The following is a 17,095-nucleotide window of genomic DNA, read 5'->3' on the forward strand; positions in this document are numbered from 1 at the left end:
GAGGTTACAGCGAGTTGATGGCGGCTTCGAGCCGGTCGAAAGTCAGTGGCATGTCGCGGGCGCGGACGCCGAGCGCGTGCGCTATCGCGTTTCCGATCGCAGCTGCGACGGGGCCCGCGGCACATTCGCCGGCGCCGAGCGCGGTCTCGCCGGGCCGTTCGATGATCTCGGTGTGGATGTGCGGGATCTCGGAGAATTTCAGGATCGGGTAGTCGTCCCATGCGCGCACCGCAAAGCCGTCCCGGGTCCATGACACCTGTTCTTTCAGCGTCCAGCTGGCCGCTTGAATGACGCCACCTTCGACCTGGTTGAGCGTACCGTCGCGATGGATGATCTCGCCGGCATCGAGCGCCCCGTAGACGTCCTTGATCGTCACCACGTCGGTGACCTCGACGGTCGCGACCGCGGCGTAATAGGCGCCGTGGTTCTTGTAGCGGCTGAAGCCAATGCCGCGGCCGACGCCTTCGCCGCCCTGATCGGTAGGATCCCAGTTGGACAGCTTGGCGGCGGCGCGGATGACCGCCGCGGCGCGGGGCTCATCGAGATGGCGGAGTCGGAATTCGACGGGATCGATCCCGGCCAGCGCCGCCAGTTCATCCATGAAGCTTTCGATCGCGAACACATTGCAATGCGCGCCAAGCGAACGCAGCGCCGAGCTGCGCAGCGGGCCCTGCGGCAGCAGGTGATGGGTGATGCTGCGCTTGCCCAGCCGATACAGCGGCACGGCATTGCGGTCGCCGCCGCCGTAGGGGCGCGGTGCCTCATTGGGCGGGCCGGGCGGGTGCGGCGGGTCGAGTTGTTGTGCGGCAAGCAGGTTGACGCCGTCGCCGAAGCCGGGCCGCGCCAGATGCGGCGGGCTCCACACCGCGTGTTTCCATTCCACCACATTGCCGTCGGCGTCGAGCGCGCCGTCGAGCTCCACTCGCATGGCCGCGCCGAACGGCGACCAGCTCAATTCATCAGCGCGTGTCCACAGGCACATCACGGGCAACTGTGCCGCACGCGCCAGCAACGCGGCATCGAGCGCCACGTCGTCGGCGCCGTTGTGTCCGTAGCAGCCGGAACCCTGCGCGTGGATTACGCGGACCTGATCGCGCTCGATGCGCAGCGCGCGCGCCAGCGCTCCGCGCAGCGGGTGGATGCCCTGCGAGTGCGACCAGACCGTAACGTGGCCGTCCTTCCAGGTCGCTACCGCGCAGGATGGACCGATCGACGCATGCGCGATGAACGGGCGCGAGTAGGCGGCGTGATGGCGCTGGTGCGCCACCGGCTCCGGGCCATCGTCCGACAGGAACGTCGTGCTGCGCGGCGTCAGCGTCGCGATCCACGCATGCGTATCGGATGTCTCGGGAAGTTCGGCGGTACGCTGCCGCTGCGCCGTGCGGGCGGCGACGGCGATGGCGTGCAGCGCCTGCTCGTCGCGGCGGGCAACCACGCCCATGAAGCTGCCATCGACGACGACGGCCACCACGCCCGGCAGTCCTGCAACCTTGTCGCGGTCGAACGATGTCAGCTGGTCGTTCGGATGCGCCGGCCGCAGCACGCGCCCGTAATGCATATCAGGCAGCGCCATGTCGTGGATGAAGGCAGCACCCGTGAGCTTGTGGCCAAGATCCAGCCGCTGCAGCGCGCCCATATCGATCGTGCCGCCTTGCATGTGAGGCGGCGGCAGATCGGCGCTGGAGCGGTCCAGATCGACATCGGCGGCCATGTCCCAGTAGCTGACGCCTTCATTGCGCGTTGCTTGCGTGAAGATGCCGGCCTGCACCACGATCTCGCCGGCGCCGAGGACCGTCTGCGCGCGTTCCTCGAACAGAGCGCGCACCTGTGCGCAGGCCCAGCGCATAGCCGAGCCGCCATGTTCGACCGAGAAGCTGCCGGCGGTGTAGCCTTCATCCGGCGAGACGTCGGTGTCGGCGGGCTGCATCAGGATGCGCTCAAGCTCGACGCCGAGTTCCTTGGCGGCGATCGCCGCGATCGCGGTGACGGCGCCCTGGCCGAGCTCGACCTTGCCGGTCCGGATGGTGATGAAATCCGGACTGTCGATCGAGACCCATCGATTGAGCCGCGGATTGAGTGCGAGGTTGACGGGGAGCTGCGTCATGACTGGCTTCCCGCTTGATCAGCCATCGCCCGGTCGATCGCCCGCAGAATGCGGCCCTGCGCGCCGCAGCGGCACAGATGCCGCTCATCCAGCGTTTCCACGATCTCGTGGCGGTCCGCCGGTGGGGTTTGGCTCAGTAACCCCGTGACGGTCATGATGATGCCGTTGATACAATAGCCGCATTGCGCGGCCTGCTCGTCAAGAAATATTAGCTGCAGCCGCCCGGGTGCGCCGTCGCTGGTCAGACCTTCGACGGTGACCACGTTGCGGTCGGCAACCATGTAGAGCGGCGTCGTGCAGGATTGGATCGGCCGGCCGTCGAGCAGCACCGTGCAGGCGCCGCAATTGCCCTGCGCGCAGCCGATGCGGGTTCCCTTGAGGTTGAGGTCCTGGCGCAATGCCATCAACAGCGACGTGTCCTCTGCCGCCGTAACGTTTACGGCAGCACCGTTCACCTTCAGGGACCACGTTTTCTCAACAGCGTCTGCCAAATCCATTGCTCCAGATTGATCAATGGGCGTGGTAAACGCCGAGGTGCTTGGCGACAAGGTCTTCATCCGCGCGGACCTGATCGGCAGATCCCACAAACGCGCATCGTCCAGTGTTGAGGATCACAGCCTGATCGGAGACATCTAGCGCCAGCTTGCGGTTCTGTTCGACCAGGATGATGGACTGCCCTTCCGACTTCAATTTCTTGATGGTCTGGCCGACCTCCGCGACGATCAGCGGCGCCAGGCCTTCGGAGGGTTCGTCCAGCAGCAGCACCGAAGGATTGCCCATCAACGCGCGCCCGATCGCCAGCATCTGCTGCTCGCCGCCGGACAAGGTGCCGGCATATTGCGCCTGGCGCTCCTGCAGCCGCGGGAACATCTCGAAGATGCGCTCCAGCGTCCACGGCCGGTCGGTCTCGTTCAACCGTTGTCGTGCAACCACGAGGTTTTCGCGGACTGACAGCGACGGAAATATCCGGCGACCCTGCGGCACCAGGCCGATGCCGAGCCGGGAAATCCTTTCCGGGGTGAACCCGGCGATCGACGTTCCGAACAGGCGGATGTCGCCCCGCGGCGGTTTGAGGAAGCCGATGATCGTGGAGATGCAGGTGGTCTTGCCGGCGCCGTTACGTCCCAGCAGGGCCAGTACCTGGCCGGCCTGCAGCGAGAAGCTCACGCCGTGCAGCACGTGGCTGTCGCCGTAGAATGCATCGACGTTGGTGAGAGACAGTGCTTCAGTTGCCAAGGTATACCTCACGCGTTTTCTCGTCGGCGATCACTGCATCGCGTTCGCCATCGACGATCACGCTGCCATAGTTCAGCAGCGTCACGGTCTCTGCGAGATCGAGCGCCGTATCCATGTCGTGCTCGATCATGATCACCGCGGTCTCCCGTGGAATCTCCGCGATCAGGGCCTTGACGGTGGTGCGTTCCGAAGCCGAAAGACCGGCCAGTGGTTCGTCGAGCAGCAGCACGCGCGGCTTCTGCGCAAGCGCCATTGCGAGTTCGACGCGGCGCTTCTCGCCATAGGCGATGTCGGACACCGGGTGCGAGGCGCGATCCTCAAGGCCGACCATTGCGAGGATGCGGCGGGATTCGTGCGCCAGATCGGTGTAGGACGACAAGGGCCGGATCGTGTGCCAGCGCGCGGGACGCAGGCCCATCAAGCCCAGCGTCACGTTGTGCTCGAGCGTATCATCCGTGAACAGCGTAATGATCTGGTAGGTCCGGGACAGCCCGCAATGCGCGCGCTGGTCGGGCCGCAGTCTCGTGATGTCGCGGCCGAACAGTTTCACTTGCCCGGAGTTCGGCAGCAGGTCGCCGGTGATCTGGTTGAACAACGTCGTCTTGCCGGCGCCATTGGGGCCGATCATCAGGCGACGCTCGCCCGGCCGGACCTTCAGCGACACGTTCTTGGTCACCGCCAGTCCGCCGAACGCCTTGCAGAGGTCGGTGATCTCGAGTGCGTATTCCGTCGTCGTCATGGCTGCGTCCTCCACACCCGATTCAACAGCTTCCTTGCACCGGGGACGATGCCGGTCGGCATGAACAGCACGATCAGCAGGAAGATGAGGCCAAGCAGCATGTTCCAGCGTTCGATATAGGCGGAGGCGTAGTTCTTCAGCAGGCTGACGAGGGCCGCGCCGACCACCGGACCGCCCAGCGTGCCCGAGCCGCCCGCGATCACGCCGAGCAGGCCTTCGGCGGAATTGGTGATCGAGAGCGAGGTCGGATGAATGTACTTGTGATAGTAGACGTAGAGCAGCCCGGCGATGCCCGCCCAGAACCCTGAATAGATGAACGTAAGCCAGCGGATCATCCAGGGATTGAAGCCCAGCGCCGCCATCCGGCGCGGCTGATCGCGCACGCCCTTGAGCGAGGATCCGAACGACGACCGGACGAAGATCGCCATCGCGCCAAATCCGAGCGCACTGACCAGCAGTGTAAACCAGTAAAAGTGTTCCGGGCTTTCCAAGGAGACGCCGAACGGCAGCGGGCGCGTGATTCCGGTGATGCCGTTATCGCCGTTGGTCACCGAAGTCATGCGGTAGGCCAAGCCCCACAACACCTGCGACAGCGCCAGTGTGATCATCAGGAAGCTCAATCCTGTCGCGCGCAGGGCCAGCAGGCCGAACAATGCGGCGCAGACGGTGGTGCCGATGATCGAGATCAGCGCCGCCGAGCCGTTGCCGAAGCCGTGCTGCGTGCACAGGATAGCGACGATATAGCCGGAAAGTCCCATATAGGAGGCGTGGCCGAGCGAGGTCATGCCGCCATAGCCGACGAGCAGATTGAGGCTCATCGCGAAGATCACGGCGATCAGCACCTGGGTGCTCAGGTTGATATAGAATTCTCCCGAAAACAGCGGAAGCGCGACCAGAAGAACCGCGGATACGATAATTGCCAGTTTTTTCATGTCGAGAGCCGTCCGAACAGACCACGCGGGCGGAATGCGATCACTGCAATCATTGGAAGGAACAGGATGATGTAGGCGAGGTCAGGAACCAGCGCCGCTCCGAAGGTGTAGATGAAGCCGATGATGAAGCTGCCGACGAAGGCCCCGAGCAGGCTGCCGACGCCGCCGAGGATGACGACGATCAGCGCGAGCGGCAGCATGTCCGCATCTAGCCCGGGATAGGCCGACAGCACGGGGCCGCCGAGCACACCACCAGCGCCGGCAATGCCGGCACCGAGGCAGAACACCGCAGTGAACAGTTTCGAGACGGGAATGCCGACCGCGCGCGCCATCTGCCGGTCATCGACGCCGGCGCGGATCATCGCGCCGATCCGGGTTCGTTCCAGCAGCAGATAGAGCGCGAACGATACCGCCAGCGCGCAGCCCACAATCACCAGACGGTAGGTCGGAAACACGAAGCCGAACAGCCGTGTGGGAGCCTGGAAATAGGCCGGCGTGGGCACCGGGATCGGATCGCCGCCCCACAGGATCAGGCAGGCGTCGGCGATAATGAGCGACATGCCGAGCGTTACCAGCACTTGCCCGAGCGGGTTGGTGCTCAACCGTCGCAGCACCAGCCGCTCGAACAGTCCGCCGAACGCCGCGACCAGCAATCCGCTGCCGATCGCCACGATCCAGAAATTGGCGCCCTCGAAGGTGCGGAGCGCCACCGCGCCGAAATAGGCACCGAGCATGAAAAACGCGCCGTGCGTCAGATTGGCCAGCCGCATCAGGCCGAAGATCAGCGAGAAGCCGGAGGCGAGCAGAAATAGCAACGCGCCGAGCGACAGGCTGTTCAGCGATTGAATGATCCAGAACTGCATGGTCAGGCCGTGTGCGGATGCAGCATGGTGTATGCGCGTCGCGGCAACGGGTTTTCGCGGGCCGCGTTGACGGATTTCTGAGCCAAGTTGGCCATGTGTCCCTCCCTGGGATCAACGGCGCCATCCCTTCGTCATTTGCCGCCGGGGCGGTGCAAAGAGTAGGGCGCAGTTGAATGCATCGTTCGAATGTGGGTGGCGCGCTGATCCGCTTCTCAGGGGCAGCATCCCGTTGCAGGACGAAAGTTAGCCGCGCGTCCTGCAACGAGGTCAGTGTTGTTCAATCCAGCTAATTTATCAAATGAAAAATTAGCAACCGTTGTTCGCAATGCACAATCACCGCGGGGCCTTATGTCGCGCGCATTTCGTTTCGATACCAGTCGCCGATCTCGCTGGCCGTCATCAGCGCTACGCCGTCATGGCTGATGATGTAATCGAGAACCTCCTCGAGGTAACGAATGCGGTGCGGGACGCCGGTGATGTAGGGGTGGATCGACAGCGCCATCACGCGGGCGTTGTCGGCACCTTCCATGTACAGCCGATCGAACTGGTCCTTGCAGCGCTGCACGAATACGTCGGAAGGCAGGTGCTGCAGCGCGTGGATCACGATGTCGTTGGTCTCGACGGTGTAGGGGACCGTCGTAATGATGCCGTGCGGCGTCTGAATGTCCTGCGGCAAATCGTCGATCACCCAGTCCGCGACATATTCGATGCCGTTGGCACGCAGCAGGTCGAGCGTGTCGTTGTTCTCGGTGAGGCCCGGACTCTCCCACGACCTCGGCGCCTTGCCGGTGAAAGCGCCGATGGTGTCCACGGTTCGCTTGATCGCGTCGTTTTGGTTTTCGACCTTGTGCATCGGCCCCTGTACGAAGCCGTGGCCCATGAACTCGAAACCGGCGTCGCGCGCGGCCTCCGCCACTCGTGGATAGGAATTGCAGACGTTGCCGTTGATCGCGAGCGTGGTGGGAATGCTGCGATCGGTCAGTGCCTTCATCTGCCGCCAGAAGCCGGCGCGCATGCCGTATTCGTGCCACGACCAGTTCGGCACGTCGGGCAGCATCGGCTGTCCCATCGGTGGCGACAGTACCGTGCGCGGCATCGAATTCTCGATACGCCAGTCTTCGACGTTGAGGATCACCCAGACTGCAAGCTTCTTGCCGCCCGGCAACCGAAGCTTCGGGCGGTCGATCAGCGCCTGATAGGGAATACGATCGGAAAGCGTCATCGGTTTATCCATCATTCTGCGGCCTTGATGCGTGCCGGCGCGGCGGCGTTGACCAGCGGCATAACCTTCTCCGCCATCAGGATCATCGAACGCCGTCCGAGGTCGCGGTCCTTCCAGTCCTTACCGGCATACAGCAGCGTGCCGAACTCTCCGACTTCTTCCTGGAACCCGAGAATCTGGTCGGCGACGCTGTCCGGCGTGCCGTGGATCACCAGCTTGTCGATCACCATGTCGAGCGTCACTTCGTCATCGGGCTGGTCGCGGTGCGTCTTGAACAGTTCGATACGGCCGTTCTTCTTCAGCTTGGTGAACAGCGAACGATAGTAATACGCATAGGGGCCATCGGGATCGGTGGCATAAGCCTTTGCCTTGGCCGCGTCGTCGGCGACGAACACGCTCTTGGCGACACGCCAGTTGGCGGGATCGGCGGCGCGCCCGCCGAGTTCGCAACCTTCGGCGTATTTCGGCCAGTGGCTCTTCACCCAGGCCGGCATCAGGAAGTTTGCCGAGATCGGATCCCAGCCGCGGATCGCAGCTTCCGTGACGCCTTTGGAGAACGGCGCGACGGCAGTGACGACGATTTGCGGATGCGGGCGCTGCAGCGGGCGCGGGATGTAGCCCTGGCCGATCTCTTTGACCAGCGTCCGCTCGGTCGAGACATTCCAGTACTTGCCTTTCAGATTATAGGGCGGCTCGGTGGTCCAGATTTCAAGGATCTGGTTGATCGCCTCGAGGAACATCTCGTTGCGGTTGGCGTCGAGATTTCCGAACACTTCGGCATCGGACAACAGCCCGCCGGGGCTTATGCCGAAGATGAAACGGCCGTCGAGCATATGGTCCAACATTGCCAGTGTCGCTGCGACTGAAGCCGGGTGGGTGTTCGGCATGTTGACGGTGCCGGTGCCGAGCTTGATCTGCTTGGTCGCCGCTGCGATCCAGGCGATGAATGCCACGCACGAGGTGATGTTCTCGGCGCGGTCGGTAACGTGTTCGCCCACATAGGCCTCGTTGAAGCCGAGCTCGTCGGCGAGCAGGAACGCCTCGCGGTCCTCCGCGAGCGTCTGGCGCCAATCCTTGTCGAGCGGATGAATCGGCATCGTGAAGAAGCCAAGCTGCATGAAATGCCTCCCAATTGTGTTGGGCGCAGCCTAGAGATTGTCTTGCAGTATAAAAAATGATTATTTCTACTGTCTCGCATCAAGGTAGTTGATGGTTATGGTGTCGCTCCGGCAGTTGAAGTCATTCGTCGCGGTGTTCGAGGAAGGTTCCTTCACCGCTGCGGGCGAGCGCGAAGGGGCCACGCAGTCCGGCATCTCGCAGCACGTTAAAACGCTGGAAGATGAACTCGGCACTGCGCTGTTCGGTCGCAATGGCCGGGCGATCGAGGCCACGCTCGCCGGCAAGCAGTACTATCGTGACTGCGTCGACATCTTGAAACGCCTTGATGCAGCGCACCAGGAAGTCGCTGCGCGGCAAAATGGCGGCGTCGCGCGGATCGGGCTGATGCCGCTGATCGCGCGTTCGATTCTGGCGCCGACGCTGGAAAAATTCCTGCAGACCACGCCGGGGTCTGAGATCAGCATTATCGAGGCCTATTCCGGCGTGCTGACGGACCTGCTGCTGAAGGGCGAACTCGATCTGGCGGTGGTGCCGGCCTTCGAGGGCGCGGTCGGGCTGTCCAGCCAGCTTCTGCTGCGCGACCGCGAAATGTTGGTCACCGCCCGGCGCAACACCGGCCAGCATCTGAAGCCCGTGCGCCTGTCCAGCCTCGGGCCGTTGAAGGTGGTGCTGCCCGGCAAACAGAATACCCGGCGTCGCAACATCGAAACCTATTTCACCGCCAACGGCGTCGATGTCGCCCGTCGGCTGGAGATGGACGCGATGATGGGCACGCTGGAATTTGTCGCGGCGACGGACTGGGTGGCCGTGCTGCCCTTCGTGATGATGGCCTCTGACATCGACCGCGACCGCTTCGATATCCGTCCGCTGGCCGATCCGCCGCTATATTCGGATTTCATCCTGATCGAGCCGTCGCGCAAGCTGATGACACCGGCGGCGGCCCTTTTCGCCGGCGTGCTGAAGGCGGAGGCCGAGCGTTCGACCGAACTGTTTCGCGAGCGCGTCTTGCCGCAGGGCGATGCCTGAGCGGGCTATTTCGCCGGCGCGTGCTTGTCGAGCACCTCGAACACCGCTGCCGTGTCCTTGTCGCCGAGCCCCATCTGCATCGCTTCGGTGTAGACCGGCTGGGTCAGCGTGAACATCGGCGTCGGGCAGTTCAGCTCTTCGGCAAAGGCGCCGATGATCGACATGTCCTTCTTCCAGGTCGAGATCCGCATCGTCGCCGGCTCGTAGACGCCCGATACCATCATCGGCGCGCGCATCTGGAACATGCGCGAGCCGCCGGCGCCCGGGCCGACCAGATCGACGACCTGCTGCAGATCCAGCCCGGCGCGCTGCGCCAGCACCATCGCCTCGGCGGTCGCGACATTGTGAATGGCGACGAGGTGGTTGGCGACGAACTTCATGCGGCTGCCGTTGCCGTAGACGCCGAGATCGGCGTTCTGCTTGCTGAAATCCGCAAACAGCGCGGTGCACTTCGCAATCGCGGCGCTGTCGCCGCTGGCATAAACGATGAGATCGCGCACCGCGGCCTGCGCGCCGGTGCCGCTCAGCGGGCAATCCAATGCGATATGTTGCGCGCCGGCGAGGATGTCGCGGAAACGCAGCTTGTCGGCGATCGTCAGCGTGCTCAACTCCACGACAATGCGCGGGCTCTGGCCGGAGCGGCTGATTTCCTCAGCGACGGCAAAGGCGGCGGCCGGGCTGGGCAGGCTGGTCATCACCAGCTCGGCGGCCTTGACGACCTCCGTGATGCTGCCCGCGATGATGACGCCCAAAGCGGCGAGCGCACTGGTGCGCGCGGCATCGACGTCATATCCGACCACGGTCCAGCCGCGTTCGATCAGGTTCGGGGCAATCGCGCCACCCATGATACCCAAGCCGATCATACCGACGATCTTGCTCATTTTGATTCAGCTCCCGCCAGAGGACGACGCGTATCGCGTGCGCTTGAAAACTTAATAATCATTCGATAAACAGATTTCTCCGGTTGCCGCAATGGTCTCGTTTACCGCGCTGCACGCGCGCCGCCGTTGATCTCGAAGCCTTCAGCCAAGGATATTACATGACCTTCCTGACGCTCTACTATGCGGAAACCCTGATCGACGCCGCGCTGAAAAAGGGCAGGGAGCTGAAACTCGCTCCGCTCACCGTTGCGGTGCTCGATGCCGGTGGCCATCTCGTTGCGCTGAAGCGCGAGGATCATTCCGGAATCTTCCGCGTCGAAATCGCCAGCGGCAAGGCCTACGGCGCGCTCGGCATGGGCTTTGACTCTCGCGAGCTCGGCGAGCGTTCGCAGAAAATGCCGGTGTTCTTCGGTGCGCTGGCTGCGGCCAGCGGCGGGCGCATGGTTCCGGTCGCCGGCGGCGTGCTCATTCGCAACGCGGACAATCATGTGATCGGCGCGGTCGGCATTTCCGGCGATACGTCGGACAATGATGAAGTCTGCGCATTCGCCGGCATCAGCGCGGCGCAAGCCAGCTGAGGGGACTCTTGTCGACGGTCCATTCGCATGGTAATTATCGCGCGATAATTAAAAATTTCAGGGAGGCCACCTATGGCGCAGTACCTCAAGCGCGGTCGCGATGCGACGCTGCGCGCCGAAGATGATCATGATGTCCGCGTCGCCGTCGAGGCGATGCTGGCGGATATCGAACGGCGCGGAGACGTCGCGGTTCGCGAACTCTCGGTGAAGTTCGACAAGTGGGATCGCGCCGACTACCGGCTGACCGATGCCGAGATCAGGGATTGCCTGTCGCAATTGTCGCAGCGCAATCTCGATGACATCAAGTTCGCGCAGACGCAGGTGCGGAATTTCGCCGAGCACCAGCGCAACTCGATGAAGGATGTCGAGGTCGAAACACTGCCAGGCATCGTGCTCGGTCACAAACACATTCCGGTCAATTCGGTCGGCTGCTACGTCCCCGGCGGCAAGTATCCGCTGCTGGCCTCGGCGCATATGTCGGTGATCACCGCCAAGGTCGCCGGCGTTGACCGCATCGTCACCTGCGCGCCGCCCTACCAGGGCAAGCCCGCGCCTGCGATCGTCGCTGCCCAGCATCTGGCCGGCGCCGACGAGATCTACTGTCTCGGCGGCATTCAGGCCGTCGGCGCGATGGCGATCGGGACGCAGTCGATGGCCGCGGTCGATATGCTGGTCGGTCCCGGCAACGCGTATGTCGCCGAAGCCAAGCGCCAGTTGTTCGGTCGCGTCGGCATCGACCTGTTCGCCGGCCCGACCGAAACGCTGGTAATTGCCGACGACACCGTCGATGGCGAGATCTGCGCGACCGATCTGCTGGGGCAGGCCGAGCATGGTCCAAACTCGCCGGCGATCCTGCTGACAAATTCGACAAAGCTGGCCAGGGACACGATGGCTGAGATCGAGCGTCTGCTGCAGATCCTGCCGACCGCCGCCGTCGCCCGCAAGGCGTGGGAGGATTACGGCGAAGTGATCGTCTGCGCTTCCGAAGAGGAAATGGTAGAGGTTGCCGACGGCATCGCCTCCGAGCACGTGCAGGTGATGACACGCGATCCCGACTACTTCTTGAAGAACATGACAAACTACGGCGCGCTGTTCCTCGGGCCGCGCACCAACGTCGCCTTCGGCGACAAGGTGATCGGCACCAACCACACGCTGCCGACCGCCAAGGCGGCGCGCTACACCGGCGGCCTCTGGGTCGGAAAATTCATGAAGACCGTTACTTACCAGAAGGTACTGACCGATGAGGCGTCGGCGATGATCGGCGCCTATTGTTCGCGGCTCTGCCTGCTGGAAGGCTTTGTCGGCCACGCCGAACAGGCCAATGTCCGCGTTCGCCGCTACGGCGGCCGCAACATTCCCTATGGCGGCGCTGCGGAATGAGCCAGGTCACGCTGCCATCCACGCCGTCGTTCCGGCTCGATGGTCGACGGGCGCTGGTGACCGGCGCCGGGCGCGGCATCGGTCTGGCCGCCGCCGCCGCTCTGGCTGAGCACGGCGCTGATGTCACGCTGTGCGCACGGACGTCCGCGGAGGTAGACGATGCCGCCGCTGCATTACGTGAGCGTGGCTACCAGGCGCAAAGCCTCGCGCTCGACGTTACGGATCTCACGGCGTTTGCCGCAGCGATCGATGCCGCGGAGCCGTACAGCATTCTGGTCAACAATGCCGGGACCAATCGGCCGAACAACTTCGTTGACGTTCCGGTCGTGGACTTCGACCTCGTGATGAATTTGAACGTTCGCGCCGCCTACTTCGCAGCGCAGGCGGTGGCGCGGAAGATGCGTGCGGCCGGCACCGCCGGCTCGATCATCCATATGTCGTCGCAGATGGGGCAGGTCGGCGGCGCCGACCGTTCGCTCTATTGCGCGTCGAAATGGGCGATGGAGGGTTTTTCCAAGTCGATGGCCATCGACCTCGCGCCGTACGGCATTCGCAGCAACACGCTGTGCCCGACCTTCATCGAGACGCCGATGACCAAGCCGTTCTTCGAAAACGCTACGTTCCGCGACAGCGTGTTGTCGAAGATCAAGCTTGGTCGGCTCGGCCAGGTGGAGGACCTGATGGGCGCGCTGGTATTCCTCGCCAGCGACGCCTCATCGCTGATGACGGGATCGTCGCTGGTGATCGACGGCGGCTGGACCGCCGACTAAGTCCGGCCGGTCAGCCGAGCTTGCAGGTCTGCACGATCCAGCTCATGATCTGCTGCGCGACGTCGTCCTCGTGGCCGGTGTAAAAATGATCGCAGTTCGGAATGATCCGGGCTTCGCACGGCGCGCCGGCCGCTCTAGCGAAGGCTTCGACGGGATAGGACTCCGGGGCCTCCTGGTCGCCGCGCAGATACAGCGACGGGCATTTCACTTTCGGGGCATTGCCGACGGTGCTCGGCGTATGGCGCGCGCGGTCGAGAAAGCTTTCGGCGCTGATCACCCACCACCAGTCCGGCAGCAACATCAACTCGCGCCCGGCGCCGCGCGCGACCATCACTTCGGCCTGCGCCATCAGCTCCGTCAGGCTATCCCTCGCGAACATGCCGGCCTTGCTCATCTGCGGCACGTTCTCGGTGCCGCCGACATGCGCCGACATCAGTACCAGCGCGCGCGGCTGGCCGTAGTCGTCGGCGCAATGCTGCGCGGCGAGCATGCCGCCGTTGCTGTGGCCGATCACGATAGGGTTGAGATGGCCGTGCGCCGTCAGCCAGTCCGACGCCGCGCGGTTGTCGGCGATTGCCTCGCGCGCGAGCTGGAACGAGCCGCCGCCGATCGTGCGACCATGCAGCGAGGTCACCATGTCGTGGCCGCGGCGGTTGAAGGCGAGGCAGGCGATGCCCTGCGCCGCCAGCACCTGCGGCAGGAACCGCGACGGTCCGGTGTAGAAATTGTGGCAGTTGCCGTGAAACAGCAAAGCGGCGGCTTTGGTTTCGCAGGATGTCGGTGTGTAGAAAATGCCGTCGAGCGGTTCGGCGTCGGTGGTGATGGATATGAGTTCCAGATGCACGAAATGTCTCCGGTGCGATACGGGTGACCTAGAGGCCTGATCGCACGATCGACTAAGCAAGGCAACGCGCGCGCCAGTTGCGAAATGCCATGACGGGCCCATCATATTGCAATGCAAGATAGCAAGGACAAGCGCTGTCGCGATTTTTCCGCGAAAATAACTTGCGCTCGCCCGCAACATAATTTATTTATCGATCGATAAATTCATGGGAGGCGAAAAATGAAAGTCACAGGCTTCAATCATTTGTCGATCGGCTCGCGCGATCTCGATGAATCGACGCGGTTTTATGTCGAGGTGCTGGGGATGGAGGTCATCCCGACCTACAATTTCGGCTTCAAGACGCGTTATCTGCGCTGCGGCGATCTGCAGCTGCATCTGTTCGAACTCGAAGACAGCATTCCGACCTATCAGCACTTCGCGCTCGACGTGGATGATTTCCAGGCGGCTTACGAGGCCGCCAAGAAGATTGGCGCGCTGGACTCGTCAACGTTCCGCAACTCGGTGAATGAACTGCCGGACGGCTGCGTGCAGATGTATCTGCGCGATCCCTCCGGCAATCTGGTCGAGATCGACTGGCCGGACGTCACCACCCTCGATCGTTCGCGCATTCCGGAAATGAAGCTGCTGTCGGAATTCGCGACGCAGGATACCGAAGGCCTGAAGGCGTCGTTATATCTCGACCGCCCATACATGAAGCCGGACATCGCCAGCAAGATCGCGTCGCATTAATCCCGCGCAGGAGGTCACCATGACGAGCCGCGTTCACAAGCTTGATTCCCGGAGCCGTTCGGCCGGCCACGGCGATGCCTATGCTGAGATGGTGCGCCGTGCCTGCGATCTGCTGCCGAAATTGCGGGAGCGGGCTGCGACCACCGAGGAGATGCGTCGCTTGCCGCCGGAAACCGAACAGGACCTGCACGACGCCGGCCTGTTTCGTATTCTGCAGCCGAAGCGTGTCGGCGGGTCGGAACTTGACTACGTCGCACTGGTCGACTTTGCGGACATTCTCGCGCAGGCCGACGCGTCGGTGGCGTGGAACGTGGTCAACCTCGCCAGTCATCACTGGATGCTCGGCATGTTCAGCCGGCGTGCGCAGGACGCGGTGTGGACGAAAGCGCCGGACGCGCTGATCGCGTCATCGTTCGTGTTTCCCGCAGGGCGCGCCAAAAAGGTCGCGGGCGGCTACCGGCTCTCGGGGCGCTGGCCGTTTTCGTCGGGCGTGGATCCCAGCACGTGGAACATGCTGGCCGGGATCGTTTCGTCGGAGGATGAGGCTGACGGCCTGGAGTATCGCGTGTTCCTGCTGCCGCAGGAGGAATACACGGTCATCGACACCTGGAGTTCGTCCGGCCTCAAGGGCACGGGATCGAATGATGTCGAGGTCAAGGATGTCTTTGTCCCCGACCACATGACGCTGGCCGTACAGGATATCGGGGGTGGGCCGTCGCCGGGCAGCATCGACAATCCCAACGCGCTGTACGCGTTGCCGGTGTTCGCGTTGTTCGCTTTCGTGCTGTCGGGGGCCGCGCTCGGCAATGCGCAGGCTTGCCTCGACGACTATGTAGGCATCGCGCGGCATCGTGCTTCGACCTACAACCGCGCCAAGCTGAGCGATCTCCAGACCACGCAGATCAAGGTTGCGGAGGCCTCGGCCAAGATCGACGCCGCGCGGCTGATCATGCGCCGGACCTGCATCGATGCGATGGAGGACGCGCGGCGCGGCTACATTCCGGAGATGGCGGAGAAAACCAGGTATCGCCGCGACGGCGCGTACTCGGTCAATCTGTGCACCGAAGCGGTGTCGCTGCTGTTTGCCGCCAGCGGCGCCCGCGGCCTCTTTACGTCAGGCGCGTTGCAACGCCAGTTCAGGGATGCGCACGCGATCGCCGCTCACATCGCCTTCAGCTTCGACGCCGCCGGCACCAATTACGGCCGTGTCGCGCTCGATCTGCCCTCGGAAAACCTGACCTTGTAGGAAATGCGGGATGACAACAGCGTCACATCCAAACAATCCCGAGAATGAATATGCGCGCGACAACTCGGTGCTTGATCCCCGCGATTTTCGCAAGGCGTTGGGGAACTATGCGACCGGCGTGACGGTGATCACGGTGGCCAGCGAGAACGGCGGTCCGGTCGGGCTGACCTGCAATTCGTTCGCGTCGGTATCGCTCAATCCGCCGCTGATTCTGTGGAGCCTGGTGTCGCATTCTCCCAGCATGGCGAATTTCCAGAATGCGAGCCACTTCGTAGTCAACGTGTTGGGTGCGTCGCAGCGCGCGCTTGCCAGGCAATTCGCGACACCGTCGAAGGACAAGTTCGCCGGGGTGTCCTGGACCGCGGGCCTTGGCGATGCGCCGATTTTGGCCGACACCGTCGCCACGTTCCAATGTCGCAGCGCCGACCGCTATTATGGTGGCGACCATGTGATTTTTCTTGGTGCGGTGGAGGCCTATAGCTACAACGGGGGCGAACCCCTGCTGTTCGCGCAGGGCGGCTTCGGAAAATTCGTCGCCGAAAGCTAGATCGAGCGTGCTGCATGGCCAAGAAGACCACCCCGCCTGCCGCGAGGGAAAAGCGAAAGCGGCTGTCGCCCGATGACCGCCGCAAGGACTTCATCCGAAAGGCCACCGAATTCTTTGCCGATGAGGGCTTTGACGGCGGCACGCGCGAGCTGGCGCGCCGGCTCGGCGTTACCCAGCCGCTACTGTACCGCTATTTTCCCAGTAAGGACGACCTGATCAAGGAAGTCTACCGTACCGTCTATCTCGAACCGCTCGAGACCGACTGGGAGAAGCGGCTGTCCGACAGATCAAAGCCGGTTCGCGAACGGCTGCAGTATTTCTACAACACCTATACCGATGCCATCTTCACCCGGACGTGGCTGCGGATCTATCTGTTTTCCGGCCTCAAGGGGCTCGACATCAACCGTTCCTATGTCGGCGTGGTCGGCGACAAGATCCTGACCCGCATCATTAGGGAGTGCCGCGTCGAGGCCGGGCTATCGACGCGCGCCAAGCCGACGGCGTCCGAGATGGAGATGGCCTGGGTATTCCACGGCGGCATCTTCTATTACGGCGTCCGCAAGTACATCTACGAATCGCCGGTGCTCGAGAGCAAGGAGGACATGATCTCCTCAGCTCTGGACGTCTATCTGGCGGGCGTCGCCAAGATCTTCGCGGCCGCCAAGGAAACCGACAAGCGCGCTGATAACGACATGGCCCGGGACTGACGTCGCGCGCCATTTTGCCGCGTTCGCAGCTGGCGTTTTGTGCGTCGCGGCATGTCGCCGCATGCCTTCCGTGAGGCCTCGCCGCCGCAGGCAACTTTCGATTGCGAAATAATCGATCGATAAATAAACTTGACCTTTCAGGTGGTCCGCTCTTTAATACCGTCAGGTCCCG

General features: G+C 63.2%; 18 protein-coding genes. 8 read left to right on the top strand and 10 right to left on the bottom strand.

Annotation, left to right across the window (positions count from 1 at the left end; genetic code table 11):
• Window positions 1–4 precede the first annotated feature (4 nt).
• The 8 genes from JWQ24_RS03815 to JWQ24_RS03850 form a co-directional block, all read right to left on the bottom strand.
• Entirely contained in the window at window positions 5–2,104 is a 2,100-nt protein-coding gene (locus JWQ24_RS03815) for a molybdopterin cofactor-binding domain-containing protein (RefSeq protein ID WP_299804562.1), read from the bottom strand.
• On the bottom strand, window positions 2,101–2,661 hold the full coding sequence (locus JWQ24_RS03820) for a (2Fe-2S)-binding protein (protein ID WP_299804564.1): 561 nt from the start codon (window positions 2,659–2,661) through the stop codon (window positions 2,101–2,103). Before JWQ24_RS03820 ends, JWQ24_RS03815 begins: the two co-directional genes overlap by 4 nt.
• Entirely contained in the window at window positions 2,615–3,340 is a 726-nt protein-coding gene (locus JWQ24_RS03825; protein ID WP_299804566.1) for an ABC transporter ATP-binding protein, read from the bottom strand. The genes JWQ24_RS03820 and JWQ24_RS03825 overlap by 47 nt, the downstream gene beginning before the upstream one ends.
• Entirely contained in the window at window positions 3,330–4,079 is a 750-nt protein-coding gene (locus JWQ24_RS03830; RefSeq protein ID WP_299804569.1) for an ABC transporter ATP-binding protein, read from the bottom strand. Before JWQ24_RS03830 ends, JWQ24_RS03825 begins: the two co-directional genes overlap by 11 nt.
• Window positions 4,076–5,011, bottom strand: a complete 936-nt coding sequence (locus JWQ24_RS03835; RefSeq protein ID WP_299804571.1) for a branched-chain amino acid ABC transporter permease — start codon at window positions 5,009–5,011, stop codon at window positions 4,076–4,078. The genes JWQ24_RS03830 and JWQ24_RS03835 overlap by 4 nt, the downstream gene beginning before the upstream one ends.
• A complete protein-coding gene (locus JWQ24_RS03840) occupies window positions 5,008–5,874 on the bottom strand; it encodes a branched-chain amino acid ABC transporter permease (RefSeq protein ID WP_299804573.1) in 867 nt (288 codons plus the stop codon). The genes JWQ24_RS03835 and JWQ24_RS03840 overlap by 4 nt, the downstream gene beginning before the upstream one ends.
• Window positions 5,875–6,220: 346 nt before the next feature.
• Window positions 6,221–7,108, bottom strand: coding sequence for a polysaccharide deacetylase family protein (locus JWQ24_RS03845; RefSeq protein ID WP_299804575.1), 888 nt, complete (start codon window positions 7,106–7,108; stop codon window positions 6,221–6,223).
• Complete coding sequence (locus JWQ24_RS03850) at window positions 7,108–8,214, bottom strand: LLM class flavin-dependent oxidoreductase (protein ID WP_299804577.1); 1,107 nt, start codon at window positions 8,212–8,214, stop codon at window positions 7,108–7,110. Before JWQ24_RS03850 ends, JWQ24_RS03845 begins: the two co-directional genes overlap by 1 nt.
• A gap of 91 nt (window positions 8,215–8,305) precedes the next feature.
• Here JWQ24_RS03850 and JWQ24_RS03855 point away from each other — a divergent pair, with 91 nt between their 5' ends.
• The gene (locus tag JWQ24_RS03855) at window positions 8,306–9,241 is read left to right on the top strand and encodes a LysR family transcriptional regulator (RefSeq protein ID WP_299804580.1); all 936 of its coding nucleotides are present in this window, start codon (window positions 8,306–8,308) and stop codon (window positions 9,239–9,241) included.
• A 5-nt stretch (window positions 9,242–9,246) separates the two neighbouring features.
• On the opposite strand, the gene JWQ24_RS03860 is transcribed toward JWQ24_RS03855, so the two are convergent.
• Window positions 9,247–10,122 (bottom strand): NAD(P)-dependent oxidoreductase, encoded by an 876-nt coding sequence (locus JWQ24_RS03860; protein ID WP_299804582.1) that lies wholly within the window; start codon window positions 10,120–10,122, stop codon window positions 9,247–9,249.
• A gap of 158 nt (window positions 10,123–10,280) precedes the next feature.
• Here JWQ24_RS03860 and JWQ24_RS03865 point away from each other — a divergent pair, with 158 nt between their 5' ends.
• From JWQ24_RS03865 to JWQ24_RS03875, 3 genes are all read left to right on the top strand, one after another.
• Window positions 10,281–10,700, top strand: a complete 420-nt coding sequence (locus JWQ24_RS03865) for a heme-binding protein (RefSeq protein ID WP_299804585.1) — start codon at window positions 10,281–10,283, stop codon at window positions 10,698–10,700.
• A gap of 72 nt (window positions 10,701–10,772) precedes the next feature.
• Window positions 10,773–12,080 (top strand): histidinol dehydrogenase, encoded by a 1,308-nt coding sequence (gene hisD, locus JWQ24_RS03870; RefSeq protein WP_299804588.1) that lies wholly within the window; start codon window positions 10,773–10,775, stop codon window positions 12,078–12,080.
• The gene (locus JWQ24_RS03875) at window positions 12,077–12,850 is read left to right on the top strand and encodes an SDR family oxidoreductase (protein WP_299804590.1); all 774 of its coding nucleotides are present in this window, start codon (window positions 12,077–12,079) and stop codon (window positions 12,848–12,850) included. Before hisD ends, JWQ24_RS03875 begins: the two co-directional genes overlap by 4 nt.
• 10 nt (window positions 12,851–12,860) lie before the next feature.
• Here JWQ24_RS03875 and JWQ24_RS03880 read toward each other — a convergent pair whose 3' ends face one another.
• A complete protein-coding gene (locus JWQ24_RS03880; protein ID WP_299804593.1) occupies window positions 12,861–13,694 on the bottom strand; it encodes an alpha/beta fold hydrolase in 834 nt (277 codons plus the stop codon).
• A gap of 219 nt (window positions 13,695–13,913) precedes the next feature.
• Between JWQ24_RS03880 and JWQ24_RS03885 the strand changes: the two genes are divergently transcribed.
• From JWQ24_RS03885 to JWQ24_RS03900, 4 genes are read left to right on the top strand one after another with little or no spacing between them, the layout of a single operon-like run.
• Window positions 13,914–14,423 carry a VOC family protein gene (locus JWQ24_RS03885; protein ID WP_299804595.1) on the top strand — a complete coding sequence of 170 codons (510 nt, stop codon included), beginning with the start codon at window positions 13,914–13,916 and terminating at the stop codon, window positions 14,421–14,423.
• A gap of 19 nt (window positions 14,424–14,442) precedes the next feature.
• A complete protein-coding gene (locus JWQ24_RS03890) occupies window positions 14,443–15,669 on the top strand; it encodes an acyl-CoA dehydrogenase family protein (protein ID WP_299804598.1) in 1,227 nt (408 codons plus the stop codon).
• 10 nt (window positions 15,670–15,679) lie between these two features.
• Window positions 15,680–16,216 carry a flavin reductase family protein gene (locus JWQ24_RS03895; RefSeq protein ID WP_299804600.1) on the top strand — a complete coding sequence of 179 codons (537 nt, stop codon included), beginning with the start codon at window positions 15,680–15,682 and terminating at the stop codon, window positions 16,214–16,216.
• 14 nt (window positions 16,217–16,230) lie between these two features.
• Window positions 16,231–16,923 carry a TetR/AcrR family transcriptional regulator gene (locus tag JWQ24_RS03900; protein WP_299804602.1) on the top strand — a complete coding sequence of 231 codons (693 nt, stop codon included), beginning with the start codon at window positions 16,231–16,233 and terminating at the stop codon, window positions 16,921–16,923.
• Window positions 16,924–17,095 lie beyond the last annotated feature (172 nt).

It is taken from the genome of Tardiphaga sp. (assembly GCF_028290495.1).
Taxonomy (GTDB): domain Bacteria; phylum Pseudomonadota; class Alphaproteobacteria; order Rhizobiales; family Xanthobacteraceae; genus Tardiphaga.